The following is a 24,322-nucleotide window of genomic DNA, read 5'->3' as shown; positions in this document are numbered from 1 at the left end:
AAGCAACCGATATCGTGCAAAACCTGTTCGACGCGTTGAGGCTTCGCGAGACCGATCGCGCGCTGACGCTTCTCGACGAGAAAATCGTGTGGCACAACGTCGGGCTTCCGAAGGTACGCGGAATCTCGAACGTCGGCAGATTTCTGACGCTGCTGGCCAAGCCGGGTTACGGCTTCGACGTCGTCGTGCACAACATCGCGGCCGACGGAGATGTCGTGCTCACCGAGCGCACCGACGTCCTGATCTGGCGTCGGCTCCGCGTCGAGTTCTGGGTGTGCGGAACATTCGAGCTGCGCGACGGCAAAGTAGCTGTGTGGCGCGACTATTTCGACAACGTCGATTTCATGAAAGGTGTTGCGCGAGGAGCGCTCAGGGCTGCGGTGGGCCGGTGACCCATGTGAGTGGAACTTCGTAGCAGGCTACGAAGTTCCACTCACGAGGGGCGTCAGGCCCCTGACGGACCGAATTCCTCGAGCATTTCGGTCACCAGTGCAGCGATCGGTGAACGCTCACTGCGAGTGAGGGTGATGTGCGCGAAAAGCGGGTGCCCCTTGAGCTTTTCGATGACGGCAGCGACGCCGTCGTGTCGTCCGACCCGCAGGTTGTCTCGTTGCGCGACGTCATGGGTGAGCACGACGCGTGAGCCCGACCCCAGCCGGGACAGGACCGTCAGCAGCACATTGCGCTCGAGTGACTGCGCCTCGTCGACGATCACGAAGGAGTCGTGCAACGACCGGCCACGAATGTGCGTCAGCGGCAACACTTCCAGCATTCCGCGAGCGATGACTTCTTCCATCACCTCGGGGCTCGCGAGTCCTTCGAGGGTGTCGAAGACAGCCTGGCCCCACGGGCCCATCTTTTCGCTCTCACTGCCGGGGAGGTAGCCGAGTTCCTGCCCACCGACGGCGTAAAGAGGCCGGAAGACAACAACTTTCCGGTGTGAGCGACGTTCGAGGACGGCCTCGAGTCCGGCAGTGAGAGCCAGTGCGGACTTACCGGTGCCGGCCTTGCCGCCGAGAGAGACGATGCCGATGCTCTCGTCGAGCAGAAGATCGAGTGCCACACGCTGTTCCGCCGAACGACCGTGCAGGCCGAACGCCTCACGCTCGCCGCGCACGAGCTGAAGCTGCTTGTCGGGCGTGACGCGCCCCAGTGCGCTCTGCCGTCCGGCAAGCAGTCGAACTCCGGTGTGACACGGCAGGTCTCGGGCCTCGACGAGATCGATGACGCCGTCGTTGAACAGGGTGTCCACGGCATCGGAGGGCACCTCGAGCTCCGTCATACCGGTCCATCCGGACGGCACGACGTCGTGAGCGTGGTACTCGTCGGCGGGAAGCCCGACAGCACCGGCCTTGACGCGCAGCGGGATATCTTTGCTGACCAACACCACATCTTTGCCCTCGGCCGCCAGATTCAGGGCGCAGGCGAGGATTCGAGAATCGTTGGAGTCGGTACGGAACCCGACGGGAAGCACCGACGGATCGGTGTGATTGAGCTCGACTTGCAGTGTGCCGCCGGACGTTCCGATGGGGACCGGCTGATCGAGTCGGCCGAATTCTACGCGAAGGTCGTCGAGCATGCGCAAGGATTCCCGCGCGAACCATCCCAGTTCGTGATGGTGGCGTTTGCCCTCCAACTCGCTGATCACGATCAACGGAAGTACCACATTGTGCTCGGCGAACCGGATGACTGCCCACGGATCCGACAGCAGGACCGAGGTATCGAGCACGAATGTCCGAAGAGGGGCGGAAACGGAGCGTGAAGTGGTCACGTGGGGCTCCTACGTTTGCGCGGCACCGCGCAAACTCTGTCGCTCGGCCGGTCGGGTCCGATGTGTCAGGTGACACGAGGACCGGGTACCGGCCCTCTCGCGCTCACTAGCTCAGTCACGTATCAGAACCTCCCGCACAGGCAGCTTCCCCGCTGCCTGTTACTGCCGACGGTACCGCCGAAATCACTTGGGGGCGCGCTGGAAGTCTGGCGTGTCGGTGAACAACGCGTTACAGCCGATTCGCCCCAGGTCGGCGGGACGTTCGGTGCCGAGACCGCCCTCCCCCGTCGGATCAATGTGGCTTTGTTGCACTCAGATCGACTGATAGCCACATTGATCCGACCGGGGGCCAGCGTGAATGAACCACTGCAAACGTCTGAACGCTGCAATGGTCCATTGACGCGACCGGGGTGGGCAGGAAAGCCAGGGTCAGCCCAGCAATCCCCAGTCTTCGAGGCCCTCGTACAGCGGCTTGCTCTGTGCCAGTTTCACGACGCGTTCTTTGAGGGCGTCGGTGGCCTGACCGGTGGCCAGGGCGGTTGCGATGATGTCGGCGACCTCGGTGAACTCGGCTTCGCCGAATCCGCGGGTGGCGAGTGCGCCGGTGCCGATGCGCAGGCCGGAGGTGACCATGGGCGGGCGTGGGTCGAAGGGCACGGCATTGCGGTTGACGGTGATGCCGACCTCGTGCAGCAGGTCTTCTGCCTGCTGGCCGTCGAGCTCGGAGTTGCGCAGGTCGACGAGTACCAGATGCACGTCGGTGCCGCCGGTGAGGACGGAGACGCCCTTGTCGGCGACGTCGGCACCGGTGAGACGCTCGGCGAGCAGCGACGCGCCGAGAAGGGTCCGCTCCTGGCGTTCCTTGAACTCCGGCGTCGCAGCGATCTTGAAGGCGACGGCCTTCGCGGCGATGGCGTGCATCAGCGGCCCACCCTGCTGGCCGGGGAACACGGCGGAGTTGAGCTTCTTGGCCCATTCCTTCTTGGCGAGGATGATGCCGGAGCGCGGTCCGCCGAGGGTCTTGTGCACCGTCGAGGACACGACGTCTGCGTAGGGCACGGGTGAGGGGTGTACGCCTGCGGCGACGAGTCCGGCGAAGTGCGCCATGTCGACCCAGAGCAGTGCGCCCACTTCGTCGGCGATGGAGCGGAACGCAGCGAAGTCCTGGTGGCGCGGGTAGGCCGACCAGCCGGCGATCAGCACCTGGGGCTTGGCGGCGATGGCCTGCTTGCGGACCTCGTCCATGTCGATCCGGTGGTCTTCTTTCGACACACCGTAGGACTCGACCTCGTAGAGCTTGCCCGAGAAGTTGAGCTTCATGCCGTGGGTGAGGTGGCCGCCGTGGGCGAGATCGAGGCCCATGATCTTGTCGCCCGGGTTGATCAGTGCCATCAGTACCGCGGCGTTGGCCTGCGCACCGGCGTGCGGCTGCACGTTGGCGAACTCGGCACCGAAGAGTTCCTTGGCGCGATTGCGGGCGAGGTCCTCGACGATGTCGACGTGCTCGCAGCCGCCGTAGTAGCGGCGTCCGGGGTAGCCCTCGGCGTACTTGTTGGTCAGGACGCTGCCCTGGGCCTGCAGAACCGCGCGGGGCACGAAGTTCTCCGAGGCGATCATCTCGAGGGTGTCGCGCTGACGTCCCAGTTCACCTGCCATCGCCGCGGCGACCTCGGGATCGAGCTCGGCCAGTGACAGGTTGTTGACGTCAGTCATAACAGGAGTCTCCAAGGGACAGCAGAGTAAGGGGGCATCAATAAACAACGGACCTGAGCCAGTTTACGAGACGCGTACTGCGCCCGGTGTCAGTGGCTCGTCGAGCAGTCTGCCGAACAGCTGCGCCCGCTCACTGGCGGTCTCTCCCTGGTCCAGCCAGCCGGCGAGAAGCTTGTAGCCCTCGACGTAGGTGCTGATGTACGCCCGCCACAGCGGCGAGGACAGAAAGCGCAGACTGTGCCGTGCGCGCTGCGGCGAGGCAAGCGACCATCGCTCCAGGTAGGCGGCCACATCGTCCTCGCTCTTGTGCTGATCGTGCAGCAACAGCGCGGCGTCCTGGCGAACCCCCAGCAGTTGGCTCGACGCCGCCGAGAGTCGCTCGGCCTTGTCGCCGTCGAATCGCAGTCCGAGGTCGGCGTAGATTTCCTGCGCCCACGCACCCCAGCCTTCGCCGACGATCGCCCCGAGAGCGTGATCGGCGAGCCCCTCGGCCATCAGGCACTGCGGAGTGTTGACCACGAACAACGTCTGCTCGAGTTGTCCTGCGCCGACGAGACCCGTCTCCTTGCGGCAGTGCTCGGTGTGGTGGCCGGGGTAGGACTCGTGCGCGATCAGGTGGGGCAGGTTGGCCATCTGCTGTTCGATGTCGGAGTTGATCGCGACGGTGGACTGGAAGTTGCCGAGGTAGTAGTTGAATCCGGACCACGGCTTGTCGCCGACTACCTCGTACGTCACCTTCTCGTTCTCGGGCAACGAGTATTCGGCGCGGACGCGGTCGCGCAATGCGGACGAGAACGCCTCGACGCAGTCCTGCAGTCGATCCGCTGGAATGACGTCGGCGCGGCGGTGGGCGATCAACCGTTCGCTCAGCGAGCCGGGTCCGAGGAGCACCTCGTCCATCTTGCGATGCGCCTGCAGGTACTGGTCCTGATCCCCCGGTGCGATTCGAACGTCGAAGTAGGCGTGGACCTCGTCGACGAAGCCGATGTTCTCACCTGCGAACTTGCGCGCGGAGCATTCCAACGCCCGCAGGTGGACGTCGAGAAACGTCCGGCGTTCCGCTGTCAGTTCGACGTTGCCGAGCTCGGCGCGCAGTGTCTGCGCTCGACGGACGAGCTCACGCGGCTCCGGCGCCGGGGCGTTCTCGGTGATTCGACGCAGTTCGGGATCACCGGTGTACGCGTCGACGAAACCGTCTTCGAGTCGGTCGAAACTCAGGCCCAGCAACAGGTATTCGCGAACCAGGGAAGCAGCATCCATATCCGAACCCTAGTACGGCGAACGACCCCGCCCGTGCGCGGTGGACAGGCACCGAGCACAATCTGGAACCATGCGACTCGCGCCCGACAGGAGCACCGCCGAATCCTCAGCAGCTCCGATGCTCAGGTGGCGTGCGTGAGCGAGTCCAGTCCGTACGTCGAGTTCGACCGTGTGCAGTGGCGCACGCTGCGTCAATCCACACCGCTGGTACTCACCGAGGAAGAACTGGTCGGTCTGCGCGGCCTCGGTGAGCAGATCGATCTGGACGAGGTGGCCGAGGTCTATCTGCCGCTGGCCCGGCTGATTCATCTCCAGGTGGCCGCGCGCCAGCGGTTGTTCGCGGCAACGGCCACGTTCCTCGGTGAGAAACATCCCGATCGACAGGTTCCGTTCGTCATCGGCGTAGCGGGCAGCGTCGCGGTCGGTAAATCCACCACTGCCCGTGTGCTGCAAGCACTCCTGGCCCGGTGGGATCACCATCCCCGCGTGGACCTCGTCACCACGGACGGTTTCCTGTATCCGACGGCCGAGCTCATGCGCCGAGGGATCCTGCACCGCAAGGGCTTTCCCGAAAGTTACGACCGACGCAAGCTGCTCAGGTTCGTCACCGAGGTCAAGTCCGGAACCGAAGAGGTGGGCGCGCCGGTCTATTCGCACGTGTCGTACGACATCGTCAAAGGCCAGTACCACATGGTTCGCCAGCCCGACATCCTGATCGTGGAGGGGCTCAACGTACTCCAGACCGGACCTCGGCTGATGGTCTCGGATCTGTTCGACTTCTCGATCTACGTCGACGCTCGGATCGAGGACATCGAGAGCTGGTACGTCAAACGATTCCTGGCGCTACGCAAGACCTCGTTCACCGACCCGTCCTCGCATTTCCATCACTATGCAGGACTGTCCGACGATCACGCGCAGATCGCGGCCGAGGATCTCTGGCATTCGATCAACCTGCCGAACCTGGTGGAGAACATTCTTCCGACTCGTCCGCGAGCAACGATGGTGCTACGCAAGGACAACGACCATGCGATCAACCGGCTGCGCCTGCGAAAGTTGTAGGTCCAGGTCGTGAGTGGAAGTTCGTAGCAGGCTACGAGCTGGAGTGGAGCCTGCGGAATGACCAGACGGTCCAGCCGTGCACGTCAGATACCGAACCGACGGTGTCGTGCGGCGAAATCACGGAGTGCGCGCAAGAAGTCGACGCGGCGAAATTCCGGCCAATAGGCCTCGGTGAACCAGATCTCCGAATATGCGCTCTGCCACAGCAGGAAACCGGACAGCCGTTGCTCTCCCGAGGTGCGGATGACGAGATCGGGATCGGGTTGACCCGAGGTGTACAAGTGACTGTCGATACCGTCGACGTTGATGGAGGCCACCAACTCGTCCCCGGTGATGCCCTCGGCGATCTTCTCGGTGACCAGAGACTGCACGGCGTCGGCGATTTCCTGACGCCCGCCGTATCCGACGGCGACGTTGACGTGCGTTCCGGTTCGGCCCTCGGTGCGCGCAGCCGCCTCCTTGAGCCGGCGTGAGGTCGAAGCAGGCAGCAGATCGAGAGTGCCGACGAGTTTGACACCCCAGTTCATCTCGGGTCCGCAGATCTCCTCGACGACGTCGGTGATGATGTCGAGCAGCGAATCGAGTTCGTCGGCATCCCGTCGGAGATTCTCGGTCGAGAGCAGATAGATGGTGGCCATCTCGATTCCGGCAGCGTCGCACCAGCCGAGCATCTCGGCGATCTTGAGCGCCCCCATGCGGTGGCCGTGCGCGACGTCGGTGAACCCGTTCTCCCGTGCCCACCGCCGGTTGCCGTCACACATCACCGCGACGTGCCGCGGGTGCTGCACACCCTCGAGCTGACTCAACAAACGCCGCTCGTACACGTTGTAGAGAACGCCGCGCACCTTCTGCGGAATGATCACCACTACTTCGTCACCGCTGCTCTCATCACCACGGAGGATCACCTTACGCCGACGTCTTCGAGCGGGCGGCCGGTACAGTAGCGTCCGAACCTACGGTTGCGTAGGTTCACTACGGCGGAACGGGAGGTCATCTTTCATGACGATGTTCGGACTGGACGAGATACCCGTCAAGCCACGCATGCGTGGCTGGATTCACCTGTACGCCTTCGGCGTCGCGGTGGTGTGCGCGATCACCCTCGTCACGATGGCGTTCAGCCTGGTGTCGGTCAGCGCAGGCCTCGCGACGGGTATCTATTCGATCACCGTGTGCGGGGTGTTCGGCGTCAGCGCCACCTATCACCGCGTGCACTGGAAGACCACCGCGTCGCAGATCTGGATGAAACGCGCCGACCACTCCATGATCTTCCTGTTCATCGCCGGTAGCTACACCCCGTTCGCCGTACTGGGTCTGCCGGCCGCGACGGGACGAACTCTGTTGATCGTCGTGTGGATCGGAGCGATCTGCGGGGTGGCTCTGAAGATGCTGTGGCCCACCGCTCCCCGCTGGGTCGGGGTACCGCTGTATCTCGTGCTCGGCTGGGCCATCGTGCCGGTCGCTCACACCCTGATCGAGCACGTCGGCTTCGCACCGTTCCTGCTGCTGTTGGTCGGCGGCATCTTCTACAGCGTCGGGGCGATCCTCTACGCCACCAAGTGGCCGAATCCGTGGCCCACGACATTCGGCCATCACGAATTCTTCCACGCAGCAACGGTGTTGGCGGCAATTTGCCACCTCGTGGCAGTGTGGCTCGTCCTGTTCTGACGACGCGTCGGAAGGCTCGGAACACCGCGTCGGCGACGTCACTTCCGCAGTGCGGCCGCCAGATCCTCGACCGACGTCACAGGCCGGTCGCAGACGAATCCGCGACACACGTACGCCGTTTCCTGCCCGTCGACGGGCGGTCGGCCCGTCAGCAGCGCAGACGAGTCTGCGGAGCCTGCGACCACCACGGAACCTCCGGGCGCCAGCGACCGCGCGGCGGCGAGCAACTCACCGCCCGGTGCGAGCGACACGGCGATCTGAATCGGGCCGCGCACTGCTGCCTCGGCCACGGCCAGCCAGTGACCACCCGACCTCGGGGCGCGTTCGAGGATGGCCGCTGCTCGCGCGAGCGAAGCAGCGGCCAGTTCGGCGTACCGTGCGGCCGATTCGTGATCGACGAGTGCGGCGGCGGTGAGCAGCGCCTCGGCCATCGTCGACGCTCCCGACGGAGTCGCACCGTCGATCGGATCCCGCGGCCGGGTCACCAGGGTCTCGGCATCGTCGGCGGTGTCGAACCAGCTGCCGGCGTCGTCGGGATCGGCGAAGTGCTCGATCGCGGCGTCGAGGATCGTCGTCATCCGCCGGGTCCAGACCGCGTCGCCGGTGGCCTGGAACAGCGTGGCAGCGGCCACGGCGAGGCAGGCGTAGTCCTCGAGCACTCCGGTGGCCTCACCCACTGCGCTACCGAGGGACGCCCGCCGGACACGTCCCGATTCGACGTGAGTGGCGAACAGTTGCTCGCCGCATTCGACGGCGGCGTCGACCCAGGTCGGTTCGTTCGCGCCGGTTCCGGCCTCGGCCAACGCGGTGATGGCCAGTGCGTTCCACGCGGTGACCACCTTGTCGTCTCGACCGGGTTGCGGCCGCGACGCTCGAGCCGCCGACAACGCGTTCCTTATGCGGGCGAACCGGTCGTAGTCCTCGGGCTCGGCGGGCAGTTGCAGCACGGACATACCGGCCTCGAACGTGCCGGCGGAGTTCACCGCGAACAGACCCGCAGCCCATACACCGTCTTCGAAACCGAGGGTGTCGACCAGTTGCTCCGGCGTCCACACGTAGGTCAGACCTTCGACTCCTTCGGTGTCGGCATCGAGCGCCGACGCGAAACAGCCGTTGGCCGTCCGCAATTCACCGAGCATGAATCCTGCTGTATCCGACGCCACCCGACGCACCAGCGGATCGTCGTCGACCCGGGCGGCGTGCGCGTAGAACCGCAGCAGCAGCGCATTGTCGTAGAGCATCTTCTCGAAGTGCGGGACGATCCATTCGGCGTCGACCGAATACCGTGCGAAGCCGCCGGCGAGTTGGTCGTACATGCCGCCGCGCGCCATTGCCGCCGCGGTACGTCGAACCACGTCGAGTACCTCACCGTTGCCGGTGCGCTCGTAGTGCCGGAGCAGACCCTCGAGCAGTGCACCCGGTGGAAACTTCGGTGCCCGGCCGAAGCCGCCGTAGGTGGTGTCCTCGTCGGCGCAGACCGCCGCGACGGACGCGGCCAGAAAATCGGCGTCCAGCGATCGTCCGCCGGCCGGAATTCCGGAGCTCTGTTTGCGCAGTTCGGTGACGATGGCCGCGGACGCGTCGAACACCTCCTGTCGCCGGGTGGACCAGGTATCGGCGATTGCGGTCAGTAATTGTTCGAAGGAGGGCATCCCCTGGCGCGGGGCCGGTGGGTAGTACGTCCCGCAGTAGAAAGGTTCGGTCTCGGGTGTGAGGAAACAGGTCATCGGCCAACCGCCCTGACCGGTCATCGCGACAGTGGCGTTCATGTACACCGCATCGAGGTCGGGGCGTTCTTCCCGATCGACCTTGATGCACACGAAGTGCTCGTTCATCAGGGCCGCGGTGGCCTCGTCCTCGAACGATTCGTGTGCCATGACATGACACCAGTGGCACGCCGAGTACCCGATGGACAACAGGATCGGGACGTCGCGATCACGCGCGGACTGCAGTGCCTGCGGTCCCCACTGCTGCCAGTGCACCGGATTGTCGGCGTGCTGACGCAGATACGGACTGGTGGATTCGCCCAGCGTGTTCGCGTCGAGCATCAGGGTTCGTCGGAGACAGCGGGTTTGTCGGAGACAGCAGGTTTCGGACGGCTGGTGTCCGGTTGTGGGCTCGGCGTGATGCCCCCACGATCGGTGCCCTCGTCGAGCGCCTGATCCAGCGTGGGATCTTCTTTCTCGAACGTCGCGGGCAGACGCTTGATCTTCTTGTTCATGGACCAGATCAGCAGCGCCGTTCCGACCAGCAACGCAACGAGGATCACCAGACCGATCGGCGACGACTTGCCGAACTCGGGCCCCGTGGGCTGCTGGGCGAGGATCGACACGATCATTGTTCGGTCTCTTCTATTCCCGCGAACAGGTCGGTCTCGGGCAGTGACGTGGTCACGCGGGTGCGGGCGAGCTCGAACTCCTCGGTGGGCCACAACTTGCGTTGGACGTCCACCGGCACCGCGAAGAACGCTCCGTTGGGATCGATCTGCGTCGCATGGGCTCGCAGTGCGTCGTCGCGCTGCTCGAACCAGGTACCCACGTCGACCTGCGTGGTGATGCGCTCCATGATCTCGTCGCGCTGACCGTCCCACCGCTTCAGCCAGTCGACGAACGGGCTCTCCTCGCCGCGATCGATGAACCAGTCGTGGAAGAGCTGCATGCGCTTACGCAGGAAACCGTGCGAGTAGTAGAGCTTGAGCGGAGTCCACGGCTCACCCGCATCGGGGAAACGCTCGGGATCGCCCGCGGCCTCCCACGCGGCCATCGAGACCTCGTGGCAGCGGATGTGATCGGGATGCGGGTAGCCACCGCGTTCGTCGTAGGTGGTGATGACGTGGGGCTTGAAGTCTCGAACCACCTTCACCAACGCCTCGGTGGACACCTCCAAAGGCACCAGCGCGAAGCAGCCCTCGGGCAGCGGCGGCAGCGGATCGCCCTCGGGGAGTCCCGAGTCCTCGAATCCGAGCCACGTCTGCTGTACCCCGAGGATGCGCGCGGCCTCGGCCATCTCCTCGCGTCGAACCTCCCTGATCCGTTGGTGGACGCCCGGAATGTCCATCGCCGGATTGAGGATGTCCCCTCGCTCGCCGCCGGTGAGCGTGACGACCAGAACGTCGTGCCCTTCGGCCGCATAGCGGGCCGTGGTCGCAGCACCTTTGCTGGACTCGTCGTCGGGATGGGCATGCACTGCCATGAGCCGCAGTCCGGACACGTTCTTCCTCACCTCGGATTCGCCTTGTTCTTGCCTGCCCTATAGTTCCACCTGACGCCGACATGCCCCCAGCGGCACCCCCGATTTCACTCCGAGAGCTGACATGACCAACGCACTTCCCGCAGGTAGATACCCGTCGGGTTCCGGTCCGAGCGGCATTCGGCGAGCTCCGAAACGTGCGACGAAGATCGCACTGGTGGCACTGGTCCTGCTGGTCGGGCTCGGCGTGGCCTACTACGCGTACACGAAATTCTCGGTCAAGCCCGTCGAAGGCAGCCAGCTTTCGTTCGACATCGTCGACGAGAGCACGATGTCGATCCGATTCAGCGTCACCCGAGAGAACCCGGAGCAGCCGGCGGTGTGCATCGTCCGCGCTCGTTCTCGCGACGGTTCCGAGACGGGACGGCGCGAGGTGTACATCCCACCGGAGTCCTCCTCGACCACGGTGGAGCTCACCACCGACGTGACGACGTCGTCCCCACCCGCCGTCGGAGACGTGTACGGCTGCAGCCTCGATGTTCCCGAGTATTTACGAGCCCGATAGGCGAAGAGCCTGTTCGTGGTAAGCTCGGGTCGTACACGGCTGCCGCACAGGTGCCGTGTATTGCTGCATTGCGGGCAGGGTTACCTGCGTCAACGATGTCGACGGCTCCAGGATGCGGGCCGACCAAGGGGATCCATCCATTGGAGTCCCCTCTTCGTTGCGTGCCCTACCGCCTAGAAACCGGAATCGAACTCGAGATTCCGACTACGAGGGAGTGATCGAGATGACCGAGACCCAGGTGACCTGGCTTACCCAGGAATCACACGACAGGCTCAAGAGCGAACTCGACCAGCTCATTTCCAATCGCCCCGTCATCGCCGCCGAGATCAACGAGCGTCGCGAAGAGGGCGATCTGAAGGAGAACGGCGGCTACCACGCTGCGCGCGAGGAGCAGGGCCAGCAGGAAGCACGCATTCGTCAGCTGCAGGAACTGCTCAACAACGCGAAGGTCGGCGAGGCGCCCACCCAGTCGGGCGTGGCTCTGCCCGGATCCGTCGTGAAGGTCTACTACGACGGCGACGAGTCCGACACCGAGACCTTCCTGATCGCCACCCGCGAAGAGGGTGCCCGCGACAGCAAGCTCGAGGTGTACTCCCCCGCGTCCCCGCTGGGTGGATCGCTCATCGACGCGAAGGTCGGCGACACCCGCGAGTACACCCTGCCCAACGGCAAGACCATGAAGGTCACGCTGGTCAGCGCAGAGCCGTACCACACCTGATTCGAGCCCTTTCTCGAACAACACCCCCGGTCGCTCAGCGGCCGGGGGTGTTGTCGTTTCGGACGATCTCAGGCAGTCATCGTCTTCTGGTACTTGCGGACCGACAGCGGCACGAACACCACGAGCATCACCACGACCCAGATCAACGTGTAAAGAACCGGGTTCTGCAACGGCCACACCTCGGGCGGTGGGGCCATCGGATTGGTGTTGCCGAACTGCTCACGCACGGCCAGGGTCACCGACGAGATGGGGTTCCATTCCGCGATGGTCTTGAGCACGCTCGGGAAGTTGTCGATCGGCACGAAGGTGTTCGCGATGAACGTGAGCGGGAAGATCACGATGAACGACGCGTTGTTGAAGATCTCCGGGGAGCGCACGATCAGTCCTACCAGCGCCATCACCCACGAAATCGAGTACGCGAACAACAGCAACAGCACGTAACCGAGCAGAGCGTCGAAGAACGACGACGTGATGCGCCAGCCCACGATGAGTCCGGTGATGGACATGATCGTGATGGTGACGACGTTGTTGCCGACGTCGGCGGCCGTCCGCCCGATGACGACGGCAGATCGCGCCATCGGCAGCGACCGGAAGCGATCCATGACGCCCTTCTGCAGATCCTCGGCCAGTGAGGATCCGGTGATGGACGCACCGAAGATCATCGTCTGAACGAAGATGCCGCCCATCAGGAAGCTCTTGTAGTCGATACCGGGTACGTCGATGGCACTGCCGAAGACATAGGCGAACAACAGCACGAACATGATCGGTGACAGCGTTGCGAAGAACAGCAGATCGGGAACTCGCTTGAGCTTGATCAGGTTTCGCTTGGTGATGATCGCCGAATCCAGGAGAACGTTGCTCATTTCTCTTCCTCCGCAGCCTCGGGCTCGCCGGTGGTCTGACCGGTCAGAGACAGGAACACATCGTCGAGGTTCGGCCGTCGCAGACCGACGTCGACCACCCCGATCCCTGCAGCTTCCAGATGACTCAACGCCGTGGACAGATCCTTCGATCCACCGTTGACCGGCATGACGATCCGTCCCACCTGTTCGTCCAGGGTGGGCGGCTCGACGCCGATCGGGGTCAGGATCTCCTTGGCACGATCGGCCTGAGATCGGTCCGTGAGCACGAATTCGATTCGCTCGCCGCCCGTTTGGGCCTTCAGCTCGTCGGCGGTGCCGCGCGCGATGATCTTGCCCTTGTTGAGCACGATGATCGAATCGGCGAGCCGGTCCGCCTCCTCGAGGTACTGCGTCGTCAACAGGATCGTCGTTCCGTCACGGACGAGATCTGCGATGAACTCCCACATCGTGATTCGGCTGCGGGGGTCGAGACCGGTGGTGGGTTCGTCGAGGAACACCACCCGTGGCCTGCCGATCAGACTGGCCGCGATGTCGAGTCGGCGACGCATACCTCCGGAGTACTGCTTGGCGGTGCGGTCGCGTGCATATTCCAGGTCGAATCTGCTCAGCAGCTCGTCGGCGCGTTTCCTGGCCTCGGCCTTGCGCAGCCCGAACAGTCTGCCGACCATCTCCAGATTTTCGTACCCGGTCAGATACTCGTCCACAGCCGCGAACTGACCGGTCAGGCCGATAGTTCCCCGAACCTCGTTGGCCTGCTTGGCCACATCGAGCCCGAACACCCGCGCCGAACCGGACGTTGCCTGCAGCAGAGTGGCCAGGATCCGCACCGCCGTCGTCTTGCCCGCACCGTTGGGGCCGAGCACACCGAGCACCGTGCCCTCGGGAACCGTGAAATCGATCCCGTCGAGCGCGACGTTCTTCCCGTACCGAAGTACCAGGTTCTCTACTTCTATAGCGTTCGCCATGGCCCTCTCCCCGTTTCTTCCACTGTCGGTATAAGGACTTCCGAACGCGTAGAGATTAACCGGTTTTGATGGGACCGGGCGTCCACAGGCCGGAACGCTGGATCTCGGTTGCTGTGATCTTCGCCGGCTCAGCCGATCGGTCGTACGGTGTGTACTGCTCGATCGATCCCCAGTCACGATCCCAGTCCCCGTCCAGGTACGACGGGATGGTGCGGGCCGAGGCAACGACATCGATCCATCCGAGCGGGCCGCCGCCGAAATGGTCCTGCCATGCGTTGGTGATGACGGCACCGCTGCGGTCCGGCAACACCCGGTACTGCGGAACTTCGGCAACCCCGAGTCGGTGATCGAACGGATGCTGACACGGAAAGTTGAAGCCCACCTCCCAGTCCAGCAGCACGGGATTCTCGCGACCGACGACCTCGTTCAACGTCTGGGTACGCGGCACCCGCGGCGGGGTGACCGCGAGCCACTGGTCGGGGTCGCGGTCGGTGTCACTCAATACCAAACGAATCATGTTGCTGCCGGCGGGAATCAGGTCCATCGGCACCCGCAGGTTGCGCCACGACGGCGTCGGGCCGATGTCGATGGGCGTCACCCGCCCCTGCGCCCGGCCGTCCACTCCGTACTCGAGTTCGAGGTTCTGGCCGTAGGTGACGATGCCGTCGGAGTTCACCGAGCGGATGCGTCCGGCCGCGGCAATGGAGACGAGCTGACCGGGATCGGCGGGCAGCGCGTACCAGCCGGTGGTCAGGGTGGCGGGAGTGTCCGATCCGAACGACCCCAGTACCGGCACGGTCGCAGGGTCGAGGCCGTACGGCAGTGCACTGCCCCCGGTTCCGGCTCCGGTGGTCGACGTCGGCTGTTGCTGATCCTCGGTGTCGACGGTGTTCGAGGTGCCCGACGCCGAGGATTCCTTGTCTGCGGTGAGGTCCCGCGCAACCCCGTCCGGGGTGAAACCGTCGTTCTCGGCCCCGAGAGCAGCGAAGGCGTCGCCGCTGACCGGTTGCAGCACATCGGCATTGGGGTTCGTCTCGAGCAGCACGTCGTTCGCAAGTCCACACGTGTTGCCGGCCAGCGCCGACAGGTTCGATTTCGCGACCGAGTACGACGGCCACTGAGCCACCGCACCCTTGGCCATCGATGCCACGGCCAGCAGCACCATCAGACCTGCGGCCACGGCGATCGGTGGCACCGACCACCATCGCGCCATCGGCTTGTCGGCGCGGACGTACGGCGCACGCAGATGGAACCACACGGCGGCGAGCAACAGCAGTACCGTCAGGCCGAGGAACATCGTCGAGACGCCGAGACCGGCCACCAGAATCGGCTTGTCCCAGAACGGAACTCCCCACGCCGAGACGTACCAGTAGCCGTTGGTTCCGGTGAAGGCGACCGCCGTCAGGAACGACACGGCCGCCGCGAACAGCAACCGGTTGCGCCGCGAACGGAGCACCGCTGCGCCGGTCGCCACGGCCGCGAGCACCGCAACCGAGGCCGCGAGCCCGGCGAACACGCCGAAGTGATGCGTCCACTTGGTGGGGGTGATCATCATCAATGCCATGGCCCCGACGGTGATGCCGACGATGCGTCGAGCGGGCCCGGTGGCGGTGCCGGGAATCTTGCCGCCCTTGCGCAGCATCGCGATCACCACCGCGATCAGCGAGACGACCATGACGAACACCCCGAAGCGGCGCGCCAGCGAGCCGTCGATGTCCATGTTCATCAGCCACTGGTAGCGCAGGTACTCCTCGAACCACGCCTGGCTCGGCCCGGCCGCAGTGTGCACCCGCTGCATCTCGAGCATCCCGGCCACGGTCTGATTTCCGAACGCGAAGACGAGTACCACCGTGCCCGACGCCACCAGCGGGGCGAGCAGTGTTGCCGCGCCGAGTGTAGTGGTGCCGAACGCGCGGGCGCGGCCGACGACGATCTGAATCACCGGCCGGGCACCGGCAATCAGTGGCGCGAAACAGATGAAGCCCGACGGTGCGCACGTGACAGTCAACGCGGCGATCAGAATCGCCGCTGCCGCAGGCAGCAGTCGCCGTGTCGCGATGGACCGCTCCACCGAACACCACGTCAGCAACACGCCCAGAGCCACGAACGGCTCCGGGCGCAGACCGTTGTTGTACGGCAACCAGAACGCCAGCATCACCAGCCCGCCGGTCCACAACGCAGTTTTCGACGCGCGGGCAGCGGCACCGAACCGCGGGATCACCTCACGACTGAGGACGAGCCAGACGACGACGCCGCAGATCAGCGTCGGGATCCGCATCCACACACTGGCCGTCGACACGTGCGAGAGGAGGGTGAACATGTCGTACAACGGTGTGCCGAACGGTGTTTCGGGCACCCCGAAGTAACGGAAGTAGTTGGCCATGTATCCGGCGTGGTCGGCCGTGCGTGCCATGCCCAGTTGATAGCCGTCGTCGGAGGTGTTCGCGCCGATGACGTGCCACACCAGCAGCGTCCCGATCACCACCGCGTCGGCCGGCCCGAAGCTCCACCAGCGACGCGGCAGGAACCGGCGGGCGCGGCGGCCATCGGACAGGTCGAGGCGGTGCAGGGCCACCAACGAGATTCCCGCGGTGAGCACTCCGACGATCATCGCGAACCACTTGAGCGCGCTGGGCGTGGAAGAAAACCTACTGTCCAGCTCGGCCTGCAGCTGCAGACCGGGAACGTTGCCCTGCAGATCACTGAACACTCCGACCAGCTGGGGCCGCACGTCGCCCTCGCGGGAGACGGTGTCGTCACCGGTCAGTCCGACAGTGGTCGCGGTGCCGTTCGAGGTGATCGTCAGCGAGCAGTCGCCCGCGGTCGATGGGCTCAGTTCCGCGACCGGCTTCTCGAGCAGAACCGAATCGCGCAGCGTCACCTTCAGTTGCGACGCCTCGCCGCCGGTCACCTCGGCGACAAGACCATAGCGATAGGCGTCGGGCGATCCCTTGGGCGAGGTGGACAGCAACAGGCCGCCGTCGGAGAGATCAGCCGCGGCCGCACACGGGACGGTCGCGTCGACGCTGATCGGGGTGTAGCCGACGAGCGGAGCCTCGACATTGCCGACGGTCTCGCTCTGCGGCCAGGTCAACGACGACTGTTGTTGTTCGATCGGCAACAGCGGTATCGAGATCGTCAGCAGGATTCCCACCAGTGCGGAAACGATCGCGACGAGCCGTGCCATGCAAACTTCTCCCACCGATGTCCTGGTCCAGGTCGCTGATCAAGGTACCAGTGCGACCTGTGTGAACCCGGCCGTCAGTTCTCGACCTGCACCGCATATCCCGCTGCGCCCAGGGCGTCGAGAACCGTGCCGCGGTGATCGGGTCCGCGGGTCTCGACGGTCAACATGACGTCGACTTCCTCGAGACCCAGACGTCCGCCGGTGCGGGAATGCACGACGTCGACGACACTCGCACCGGCGTCGCGCACGACCCCCAGGACGCCGGTGAGTCCGCCGGGCTTATCCGAAATCGTCACCCGCACGGCCAGATAACGTCCACCGGCCCGAAGCCCGTGGGTGATGACATGAGTGAGTAGCAGTGGATCGATGTTTCCGCCCGACAGCACCGCGCACACCGACCCCGTCAGACCCAATTCCTCGGCCGAGTGCGTCATGAGCGCTGCCACCGCAGCGGCACCCGCCGGTTCGACGATGAGCTTCGCTCGCTCGATACACAGCACCAAGGCGCGCGACAGCGCGTCCTCACTGACGGTGACGACGTCGTCGACCCAGCCCTGCACGTGATCGAACGGCACCGATCCGGGGAGACCGACGGCGATGCCGTCGGCCATCGTCGACATCGACGTCAGCGCGATCGGGTGGCCCGCCTCCAACGACGCCGGCCACGCGGCCGCGCCCTCGGCCTGCACGCCGATAACCCTGACGTCCGGTCTCGTCAGCTTCACCGCAGCGGCGACACCCGCCAACAGTCCCCCGCCGCCGGTGGGAATCACGATGGTGCCGACGTCCGGCATCTGCTGCAGCAGTTCGGTTCCGAGCGTCGCCTGCCCGGCCACGATATCGAGATGATCGAACGGGTGGATGAGCGTGGCACCGGTACGGTCGGCGAATTCCCGTGCCGACGTCAGAGCCTCGTCGACGGTATTGCCCACCAGATGAACCGTCGCGCCGTACGCCTTGGTGGCGACGAGTTTGGGCAGCGACACTCCGACCGGCATGAACACCGTCGAGGTGATCCCCACCTGCGACGCGGCCCACGCGACACCTTGAGCGTGGTTGCCTGCGCTGGCCGCCACCACGCCTCGGGCTCGCTGGTCGGCGTCGAGCCTGGCGATGCGGTTGTACGCCCCGCGCGGCTTGAACGATCCGGTGCGCTGCAGGTTCTCGCATTTGAGGCGCACCTCGTGACCGGTCAGGTCGGACAGAATCCGTGACGCGACCACCGGCGTCCGGCGCATGACCGGCTCCAGCAACGCCTCGGCCGAGGCAATATCCGACGTGGTCACCCGAACGATTTCCGACACAACCGCAGTATGCCAGGAAGAATTGCGCCGCCGATCCGGCCGAGGTGCACCGCGTCACTACAGTTGTGGAGTGCAACACCACAGTGCCCACGACGAGTCGCGCGGAAGTCTGGAGATCAAACACCGTGCGCTGTCGAGAACGGCCATCGCGGCGGCATCGAAGGACCCTCGGGTCACCCGCACCACCGGCGGCATGTCGCGTTTGACCGGCCGCGAACTTCCCCGAGCCGACGTCACCCTCGGAGAGGACACCGTCTCGGTCAACCTCTACATCGGAGTGCGCTGGCCCTCGCAGATCACCGACGTGACCGAGTCGGTTCACCGCACCGTCGAGGCCGCACTGGCGACGATGACCGGCGTGCACGTGCATCGGGTGAACGTGCTGGTGTCGGATACCGCGCTGGACCGTTCGGCGCGCGGGCCCGACGTTGCCACCGATGATGTTGCTGCTGCGGTGGTTTCACCTCGACCACCCACGGCCGGTCCCGCGGCGATGCCGGTGGCGCTGGTGTTCGGGTTCGCCCTCCTCGCCGTGGCGTTCGTAGCCGGCCGCGAATTCTTCATCGCTCAGGGACACATCGTCGGCAGTCCATGGATTGCCGATGCCGTGCACTGGGTTTCGCAACTGCACTGGCAGGGGTGGTTGATCGCGCCCGCCGTCGGATCGATCGTCGTCGGTGCACTCTTCGTCTTTCCGGGCGTCAAACCTCGGACGAGAACTCATTCGGGATTGGGCGGCCCGACACCCACCGTCTGGGCCACGCCGACCGACATCGCTCGATTGTGCAGTGCTGCAGCGCAGTCCACCCGCGGAGTCGTGGACGCGCATACCGTCGTCACACGCAGGAAGATCGAGGTCCGGGTGCAGCGAGATCGAGCTGTTTCTCCGGACACTGCCGACGCTGCCGTGCGCGCTGCCCTCGGTCCGTTACTGTCCGTCGCCGCGGGTGGGCGGCGTCTGACGGTGCAGCACTCGGTGTCGCAACCGACACGGGTGTCGTAGTGAAAACCTTTGTCGCCGGACTGGATCGAGTCGTTGCCGTCATCGCGGGAGCCGCTCTGCTCGCCGGTGGCGGAATCGCACTTGCGTGGCAGTACGACGTTCCGTGGGCACGGGAGACGCTCTCTCGCTTCGAGCGTGCTCGTATTGCCGAACTGCCGCAGCAGGGTTGGTGGGTACCGACTCTGGCAATCGTCGTCGCGGTGGCCGTCGTCGCGGCGCTGGTGTTGTTGATCGGCAACTTCTCACCACGCACGACCGGAACGGCGAGCGTTATCGAGGAGCCACACTTCTCGGCGCATGTGGACCTGAGTGCGATCGCGTCGGGCGTGGCCGCGGAGTTGGCGCAGTTCCCTGGCGTAAGACGGGCCAGGGGAACTGCCATCGACGACCGAGGTATGCCCACCATCACCGTATTGGTCTATGCTGCAGCCGATTTCGACGTCGTCGGCTTCACCGCCGAAGCTGAGTCCCGCGCCGCGTTCGTGGCGCGGTCGCTTGGCGGCGCGGACGTGGCGACACGCGTCCAACTGCACATCGACAAACGGACCTGACGTCACGTTACGGTGGATCCATGACGGCATCGACGCGTAGCAGATTCGAGCGATGGTCCGGCGGAATGCCCCTCTCTGTCCCGGTGGCATTCGGAGACCACCTTCTGGGCATCCATAGCGGTGACCGCGGCAATTGCCGCACCCATCGGTGCCGGAATCACTCCGTTTTCGTCGCCCCGAAACTAGTGCCGTAGCCCTCCCCCGTTCGGATCAATGCGCCTTTGTTGCATTCTGAGTGACTGAAATCCACATTGATCCCAGCCGGGGCGGGCGCAGCACTCGCGGTCTAACGGACTGCTGCGCCTTCGATGATCAGCACTCGAGCAGGTCCCGCCCGAAACTGTTTGTTAGCGGCATCCGCCTCGACCATGTGCGGCGCATCGTCGTGGCCTGCTAAGGCCTCCGCTGACTCCCAGTGTTCGAGGATCACAAATTCATCCTCGGTGCCGACGACTCGGTGCAGGTCGTACTGGAGACAACCCGATTCCGCTCGAACCAGTGGTGCCAACTCGGCGAACGCCTGAACCTGGCGTTCGCCGAGACCGGCCTTCGTCTCCACGGATACAACGAGTCTGATGGTCATCGCCTCATACTAACGCCGCAGGCACCTACAACCGCGGGTCCACCGGCTCCGATTCCAGAGCGAGTACCGCGAACACGGCCTGGTGGATGGAAAAGAGCGGCTCACCGCGAATCGATCTGTCCAGTGCCTCCATTCCTAACGCGTATTCGCGCAGAGCCATCGACTGCTTGTGTCCCACGTTTCGGTTACGCAGTGCAGTGAGTCGATTCGGGTCGGTGTAATCCGCACCGTAGATCAGCCGCAGGTACTCCCGGCCACGAACCTTCATGCCGGGCTGCATCTTTCCGCGCGGCATGTTGGCCGCCGGTTTGACGACCATTCCCTCACCGCCCTGTGCCGTCAACTCCTCCCACCATCTCTCCCCTGCCGCAACCGAATCCGACGATGCCAGATCGACCTCGATTCGACGTGTCGTCGTGAACAGCTTCGGCGCAGTGGCCACCAGTCGATCGGCCAGTGCAAGGTGCCATTCGTGCGGGCGGTCCGCATACGTGCCTGCGTCGGAGGCCAACAGCTGGAACGGGGCGAGGCTGACGCCTGCCAGTCCATCCGTCGGCCAGCTGTACCGCCGATACGCAGCAGTGAACTCGGCGAGGTTGCGCTGCCGACTCACGTTCCGTTCCTGCAGTTCGGACACGGCCAGGCCGCGCGAGGCCGCCCGAGCGAGCACCGACTCCTCGGCCTCGAGATTCGCCCGGGACACGGCCGCAGGTGCCGCATACTCGGACTTGATCAGGCCCTCCGCCTTGGCGGACCACGGCATCAGTTCGCAGTCGAGAACCAGCCAGTGCGAGGACAATTCGTCCCACACGCCGGCCCCCTCCAGAGCGTCGGCCACCCCAGCGATCAGCACCCCGGTCACGGTCTCGTCGAACACCGGCCGACCGGTCCGCGTGTACGCGGTGCCGAGGACACCGTCGGGAGCGTCGAACTTCGCCCGACCGGTGTCGGCATCGCGACACACCACGACGACCACCCGCGAGCCCATGTGCTTCTCCTCGCAGATCACCGTCGACGCACCGAGCGCCCGATACGCGTCGAATGCCTCCGTCGGGTACTCGAGATAACCCTCTCGTTCCGAGGTACGACTCGGTGCCATCGTCTGCGGAAGGTAGTGCAGCCACTGCGGAGCCAAGGCGAACCGGCTCATCACTTCCAATGCGCCCGCGGCATTCTCCGGCCGAATCGACACACGCCCACGCAGCGCAGTCTCCACTCCGGTCGGTCCGATGACGTCCGACAGATCCAGCGACGACGACTCCCGAACGAACCCGCCCAGCGGCCGGGTCGGCTCGTACCAGACCTGCTCCGCCGGCACCGAGACGACCTCACGCTCCGGATACCGCAGCGCCGTCAACTTGCCGCCGAAGACACACCCCGTGTCCAGACACGCAGTGTTGTTCTCCCACTGCACCTCCGGCACGGGAGTGTGTCCGTACAGCACAGTCGCCGACCCGCGATAGTCCTGAGCCCACGGATACCTCACCGGCAGCCCGAATTCGTCGGTCTCGCCGGTGGTGTCGCCGTACAGGGCGAAGCTGCGCACTCGGCCCGACGCGCGGTTGTGGTACTTCTCGATCAACCCCGCGTGCGAAACGACGAGTCTTCCGCCGTCGAGCACCAGGTGTGCGACGAGACCATCACAGAATTCGAGCACCTCGCGGCGGAACTCGTCGGTCTCGCCGTCGAGCTGCTCGAGTGTCTCGGCCGAACCGTGTGAGGCAGTGACTTTCCGACCTCGCAGCGCCTTGACGAGCTTGTTCTCGTGATTGCCCGGAACTGCCAGTGCTGCGCCGTTTGCCACCATCCCCATCACGAGCCGCAGCACACCGACCGAATCCGGCCCACGGTCGACGTAGTCCCCGACGAACACCGCCGTTCGACCCTCCGGCGGCGTTGCACCGACTGCCCTACCGTCTGCGTCGCGCTCGAGCGTGTAACCCAAAGTCGTGAGCAGGCTTTCGAGCTCCGACAGACATCCGTGAATGTCGCCGATCACATCGAAAGGCCCGGAAAGCTCCCGGCGGTCGCTACGCAGCGGGGTACGAACGAACGTCGCCGACGCCACCGCGTCGACACCGTCGAGGACATGAACCGAGCGAAAGCCTTCTTTGGACAGCCCTCGCATCGAGCGCTGCAACTGGGACTGCTGGCGGCGCAGCACGTCTCGGCCGAACGTCCTGTCGCTGCGGTCCGCGTTGCGCTGTGCGCAGACCGGTTCCGGCACGTCGAGCACCACGGCAACCGGCAGGACATCGTGCTCACGAGCCAAGGCGATCAGGGCCTTGCGAGCCGCCGGTTGCACGTTGGTGGCGTCGACGACGGTGAGCAGACCGGCCCGCAGCCTGGTTGCGACGAGAAATTCCAGGAGCGCGAACGCGTCCTTCGTGGCGCTCTGCAGGTTGGGGTCGTTGCTGACCATCCCTCGACAGGCATCACTCGACACGGTTTCGTACGGGCCGAACCGGTCTGCAGCGAAGGAGGACTTCCCCGATCCACTGATGCCGACGAGGACGACGAGGGACAGGTCCGGAATCTCGTAGGTACTCACTGGGACTGCTCCTCTCTGGTGAATAGCGCGATCTGGGTAGGGCTGCCGAGCACGTCGTCGACGGGTCCGATGCGGTCGAAGCGAACGGTGTAGGCGTGTGCGTCCGCCACCGACGTTGCCCACTGCTCGAATTGGGCACGGGTGAACTCGAATCGGTGATCGACGTGCCGAAAGGCCCCGGCGTCGAGGCCCGGGTACAGCACGTTGTATTCCGAGTTCGGCGTGGTGACGAGCACCGTCCTCGGACGGGCCTCTCGAAAGACCGAGCGCACCAACGCCGGAAGGCGTTCGAGGTCGATGTGCTCGATGACCTCCATGAGCACCATCGCGTCGAATCCCTGCAACCGCACGTCGCGATAGGTCGCCGACGACTGGAGCAGTTCGATGCGTCCACGCTGCCGATCCGACATCTCGTCGAGCCGGAGCCTGCGCTGCGCCTTCGCCAGCGCACGATCACTCACGTCGGCACCGAGTATCCGCTCGATTGTGTTGTGCGCAAGCAACTCACGCAACAGGCGACCCTCGCCGCACCCCATGTCGATGACCGACTTCGCACCGGCAGCATCGAGTGCAGCCAGCACCGCATGTAGTCGTTGCTCGGCCAACGTCGGATCCCGTGGGATGACAACCTCTTCGGGGGCATCCGGGACCAGACGATCCAGTGCGGACTCGACGAGCTCCCGACGGTGCGCCAGATACCGGGAGGCGATCAACGACGACTCCGGGTGATCACCGAGCCAATCCCCTGCTGCCCGAACGAGTTTGTCCGCCTCGTCCTCACCGACCCAATAGTGCTTGGTGTCGTCGAGCACTGGCAGCAGTACGTACAGGTGCCGCAGCGCAGCCGACAGAGCAAAGGTGCCGGTGAGTACCAGATCCACGTATTCGGAGTCGCCCCAGTTCGGCTGCGTCGAATCCAGTGGGATCGGGGTGGCCTCGACATTCCATCCGAGGGGACCGAACAGTCGAGGCGCAAGATCAGTCGCACCGCGCGACGGCGCGGCCGGCATCGTGACGATCAAATCGATTGCTGCAGAGACCAATTCGGGTCTTGTGGTACAGACGCCTGCCAGCGTCTGCTTGAACAGGCGAGACAACGCCACAGCAAGCCCTGATGCAGCCGGACTCTTGCCGTCTGTGGCGTCGAGCAGTACTGCAAGGGTTGTCCGCTCTGCCGAGACCTCGGGATACAACACCGTGGTCTGACCCATGGGCAGATTGCGGGTCTGTACGCGATCGGGGTGCTTGTGCAACAAATACCCGATATCGGAGGCGTCCGGGAAATCGGTTGTGGCATTTGCAGTCACGGTCAGTAGCACCGCAGCGACGTTACGGGACAGCCGCGTCCGATGCGTCCCATTTTTCGGTCGTGTAC

The 24,322-nt window shown here is 64.8% G+C and carries 21 protein-coding genes; 7 read left to right on the top strand and 14 right to left on the bottom strand.

The genetic code is table 11. From position 1 onward, the window contains the following. Positions 1-14 precede the first annotated feature (14 nt). On the top strand, positions 15-392 hold the full coding sequence (locus tag AB0P23_RS15730) for a limonene-1,2-epoxide hydrolase family protein (protein WP_206498059.1): 378 nt from the start codon (positions 15-17) through the stop codon (positions 390-392). A gap of 53 nt (positions 393-445) precedes the next feature. Here AB0P23_RS15730 and AB0P23_RS15725 read toward each other — a convergent pair whose 3' ends face one another. The 3 genes from AB0P23_RS15725 to AB0P23_RS15715 all read right to left on the bottom strand — a co-directional run bounded on the left by AB0P23_RS15725 (position 446) and on the right by AB0P23_RS15715 (position 4,744). Continuing rightward, on the bottom strand, positions 446-1,771 hold the full coding sequence (locus AB0P23_RS15725) for a PhoH family protein (RefSeq protein ID WP_027498140.1): 1,326 nt from the start codon (positions 1,769-1,771) through the stop codon (positions 446-448). A gap of 429 nt (positions 1,772-2,200) precedes the next feature. Continuing rightward, entirely contained in the window at positions 2,201-3,484 is a 1,284-nt protein-coding gene (gene glyA, locus AB0P23_RS15720) for a serine hydroxymethyltransferase (RefSeq protein WP_027498141.1), read from the bottom strand. Between the two features lie 63 nt (positions 3,485-3,547). After that, complete coding sequence (locus AB0P23_RS15715) at positions 3,548-4,744, bottom strand: hypothetical protein (RefSeq protein ID WP_032375422.1); 1,197 nt, start codon at positions 4,742-4,744, stop codon at positions 3,548-3,550. A 126-nt stretch (positions 4,745-4,870) separates the two neighbouring features. Here AB0P23_RS15715 and coaA point away from each other — a divergent pair, with 126 nt between their 5' ends. Further along, complete coding sequence (gene coaA / locus AB0P23_RS15710; RefSeq protein ID WP_027498143.1) at positions 4,871-5,803, top strand: type I pantothenate kinase; 933 nt, start codon at positions 4,871-4,873, stop codon at positions 5,801-5,803. 83 nt (positions 5,804-5,886) lie between these two features. Here coaA and AB0P23_RS15705 read toward each other — a convergent pair whose 3' ends face one another. Further along, entirely contained in the window at positions 5,887-6,669 is a 783-nt protein-coding gene (locus tag AB0P23_RS15705) for an isoprenyl transferase (protein ID WP_027498144.1), read from the bottom strand. Positions 6,670-6,802: 133 nt separating this feature from the next. Here AB0P23_RS15705 and AB0P23_RS15700 point away from each other — a divergent pair, with 133 nt between their 5' ends. Then, positions 6,803-7,468, top strand: coding sequence for a hemolysin III family protein (locus AB0P23_RS15700; protein WP_206498005.1), 666 nt, complete (start codon positions 6,803-6,805; stop codon positions 7,466-7,468). 38 nt (positions 7,469-7,506) lie between these two features. Here the strand turns inward: AB0P23_RS15700 and AB0P23_RS15695 are convergent, their stop codons facing one another. From AB0P23_RS15695 to mca, 3 genes are read right to left on the bottom strand one after another with little or no spacing between them, the layout of a single operon-like run. Beyond that, positions 7,507-9,516, bottom strand: coding sequence for a thioredoxin domain-containing protein (locus tag AB0P23_RS15695; protein WP_219518686.1), 2,010 nt, complete (start codon positions 9,514-9,516; stop codon positions 7,507-7,509). Continuing rightward, on the bottom strand, positions 9,516-9,806 hold the full coding sequence (locus AB0P23_RS15690; RefSeq protein WP_027498147.1) for a hypothetical protein: 291 nt from the start codon (positions 9,804-9,806) through the stop codon (positions 9,516-9,518). Before AB0P23_RS15690 ends, AB0P23_RS15695 begins: the two co-directional genes overlap by 1 nt. Then, positions 9,803-10,678, bottom strand: a complete 876-nt coding sequence (gene mca, locus AB0P23_RS15685) for a mycothiol conjugate amidase Mca (RefSeq protein WP_027498148.1) — start codon at positions 10,676-10,678, stop codon at positions 9,803-9,805. Before mca ends, AB0P23_RS15690 begins: the two co-directional genes overlap by 4 nt. A 103-nt stretch (positions 10,679-10,781) precedes the next feature. On the opposite strand from mca, the gene AB0P23_RS15680 reads away from it, so the two are divergent. Further along, complete coding sequence (locus tag AB0P23_RS15680) at positions 10,782-11,222, top strand: DUF4307 domain-containing protein (protein WP_027498149.1); 441 nt, start codon at positions 10,782-10,784, stop codon at positions 11,220-11,222. Positions 11,223-11,445: 223 nt separating this feature from the next. After that, a complete protein-coding gene (gene greA / locus AB0P23_RS15675; protein WP_027498150.1) occupies positions 11,446-11,940 on the top strand; it encodes a transcription elongation factor GreA in 495 nt (164 codons plus the stop codon). Positions 11,941-12,008: 68 nt separating this feature from the next. On the opposite strand, the gene AB0P23_RS15670 is transcribed toward greA, so the two are convergent. The 4 genes from AB0P23_RS15670 to ilvA form a co-directional block, all read right to left on the bottom strand. Beyond that, a complete protein-coding gene (locus tag AB0P23_RS15670; RefSeq protein WP_027498151.1) occupies positions 12,009-12,803 on the bottom strand; it encodes an ABC transporter permease in 795 nt (264 codons plus the stop codon). Continuing rightward, complete coding sequence (locus AB0P23_RS15665) at positions 12,800-13,768, bottom strand: daunorubicin resistance protein DrrA family ABC transporter ATP-binding protein (protein WP_032381330.1); 969 nt, start codon at positions 13,766-13,768, stop codon at positions 12,800-12,802. Before AB0P23_RS15665 ends, AB0P23_RS15670 begins: the two co-directional genes overlap by 4 nt. Before the next feature lie 55 nt (positions 13,769-13,823). Further along, complete coding sequence (locus AB0P23_RS15660; RefSeq protein ID WP_206498007.1) at positions 13,824-16,955, bottom strand: arabinosyltransferase domain-containing protein; 3,132 nt, start codon at positions 16,953-16,955, stop codon at positions 13,824-13,826. A gap of 74 nt (positions 16,956-17,029) precedes the next feature. Beyond that, on the bottom strand, positions 17,030-18,193 hold the full coding sequence (gene ilvA, locus AB0P23_RS15655) for a threonine ammonia-lyase (protein WP_218828725.1): 1,164 nt from the start codon (positions 18,191-18,193) through the stop codon (positions 17,030-17,032). Between the two features lie 136 nt (positions 18,194-18,329). On the opposite strand from ilvA, the gene AB0P23_RS15650 reads away from it, so the two are divergent. Further along, a complete protein-coding gene (locus AB0P23_RS15650; RefSeq protein WP_206498008.1) occupies positions 18,330-19,262 on the top strand; it encodes a DUF6286 domain-containing Asp23/Gls24 family envelope stress response protein in 933 nt (310 codons plus the stop codon). Further along, positions 19,262-19,813, top strand: a complete 552-nt coding sequence (locus AB0P23_RS15645; RefSeq protein WP_206498009.1) for a hypothetical protein — start codon at positions 19,262-19,264, stop codon at positions 19,811-19,813. Before AB0P23_RS15650 ends, AB0P23_RS15645 begins: the two co-directional genes overlap by 1 nt. Positions 19,814-20,099: 286 nt before the next feature. Here the strand turns inward: AB0P23_RS15645 and AB0P23_RS15640 are convergent, their stop codons facing one another. The 3 genes from AB0P23_RS15640 to AB0P23_RS15630 are packed head-to-tail and all read right to left on the bottom strand — an operon-like array spanning position 20,100 to position 24,254. Beyond that, a complete protein-coding gene (locus tag AB0P23_RS15640) occupies positions 20,100-20,396 on the bottom strand; it encodes a putative quinol monooxygenase (RefSeq protein ID WP_032375417.1) in 297 nt (98 codons plus the stop codon). 25 nt (positions 20,397-20,421) lie between these two features. Further along, entirely contained in the window at positions 20,422-22,947 is a 2,526-nt protein-coding gene (locus AB0P23_RS15635) for a polynucleotide kinase-phosphatase (RefSeq protein ID WP_363798138.1), read from the bottom strand. Beyond that, complete coding sequence (locus tag AB0P23_RS15630) at positions 22,944-24,254, bottom strand: 3' terminal RNA ribose 2'-O-methyltransferase Hen1 (RefSeq protein ID WP_230595419.1); 1,311 nt, start codon at positions 24,252-24,254, stop codon at positions 22,944-22,946. The genes AB0P23_RS15635 and AB0P23_RS15630 overlap by 4 nt, the downstream gene beginning before the upstream one ends. Positions 24,255-24,322 lie beyond the last annotated feature (68 nt).

Source organism: Rhodococcus sp. NPDC077669 (assembly GCF_040686915.1).
GTDB lineage: Bacteria > Actinomycetota > Actinomycetes > Mycobacteriales > Mycobacteriaceae > Rhodococcoides > Rhodococcoides fascians.
The sequence above is the reverse complement of the archived record's forward strand: the minus strand, read 5'-3'. Positions and strand labels throughout refer to the sequence as shown.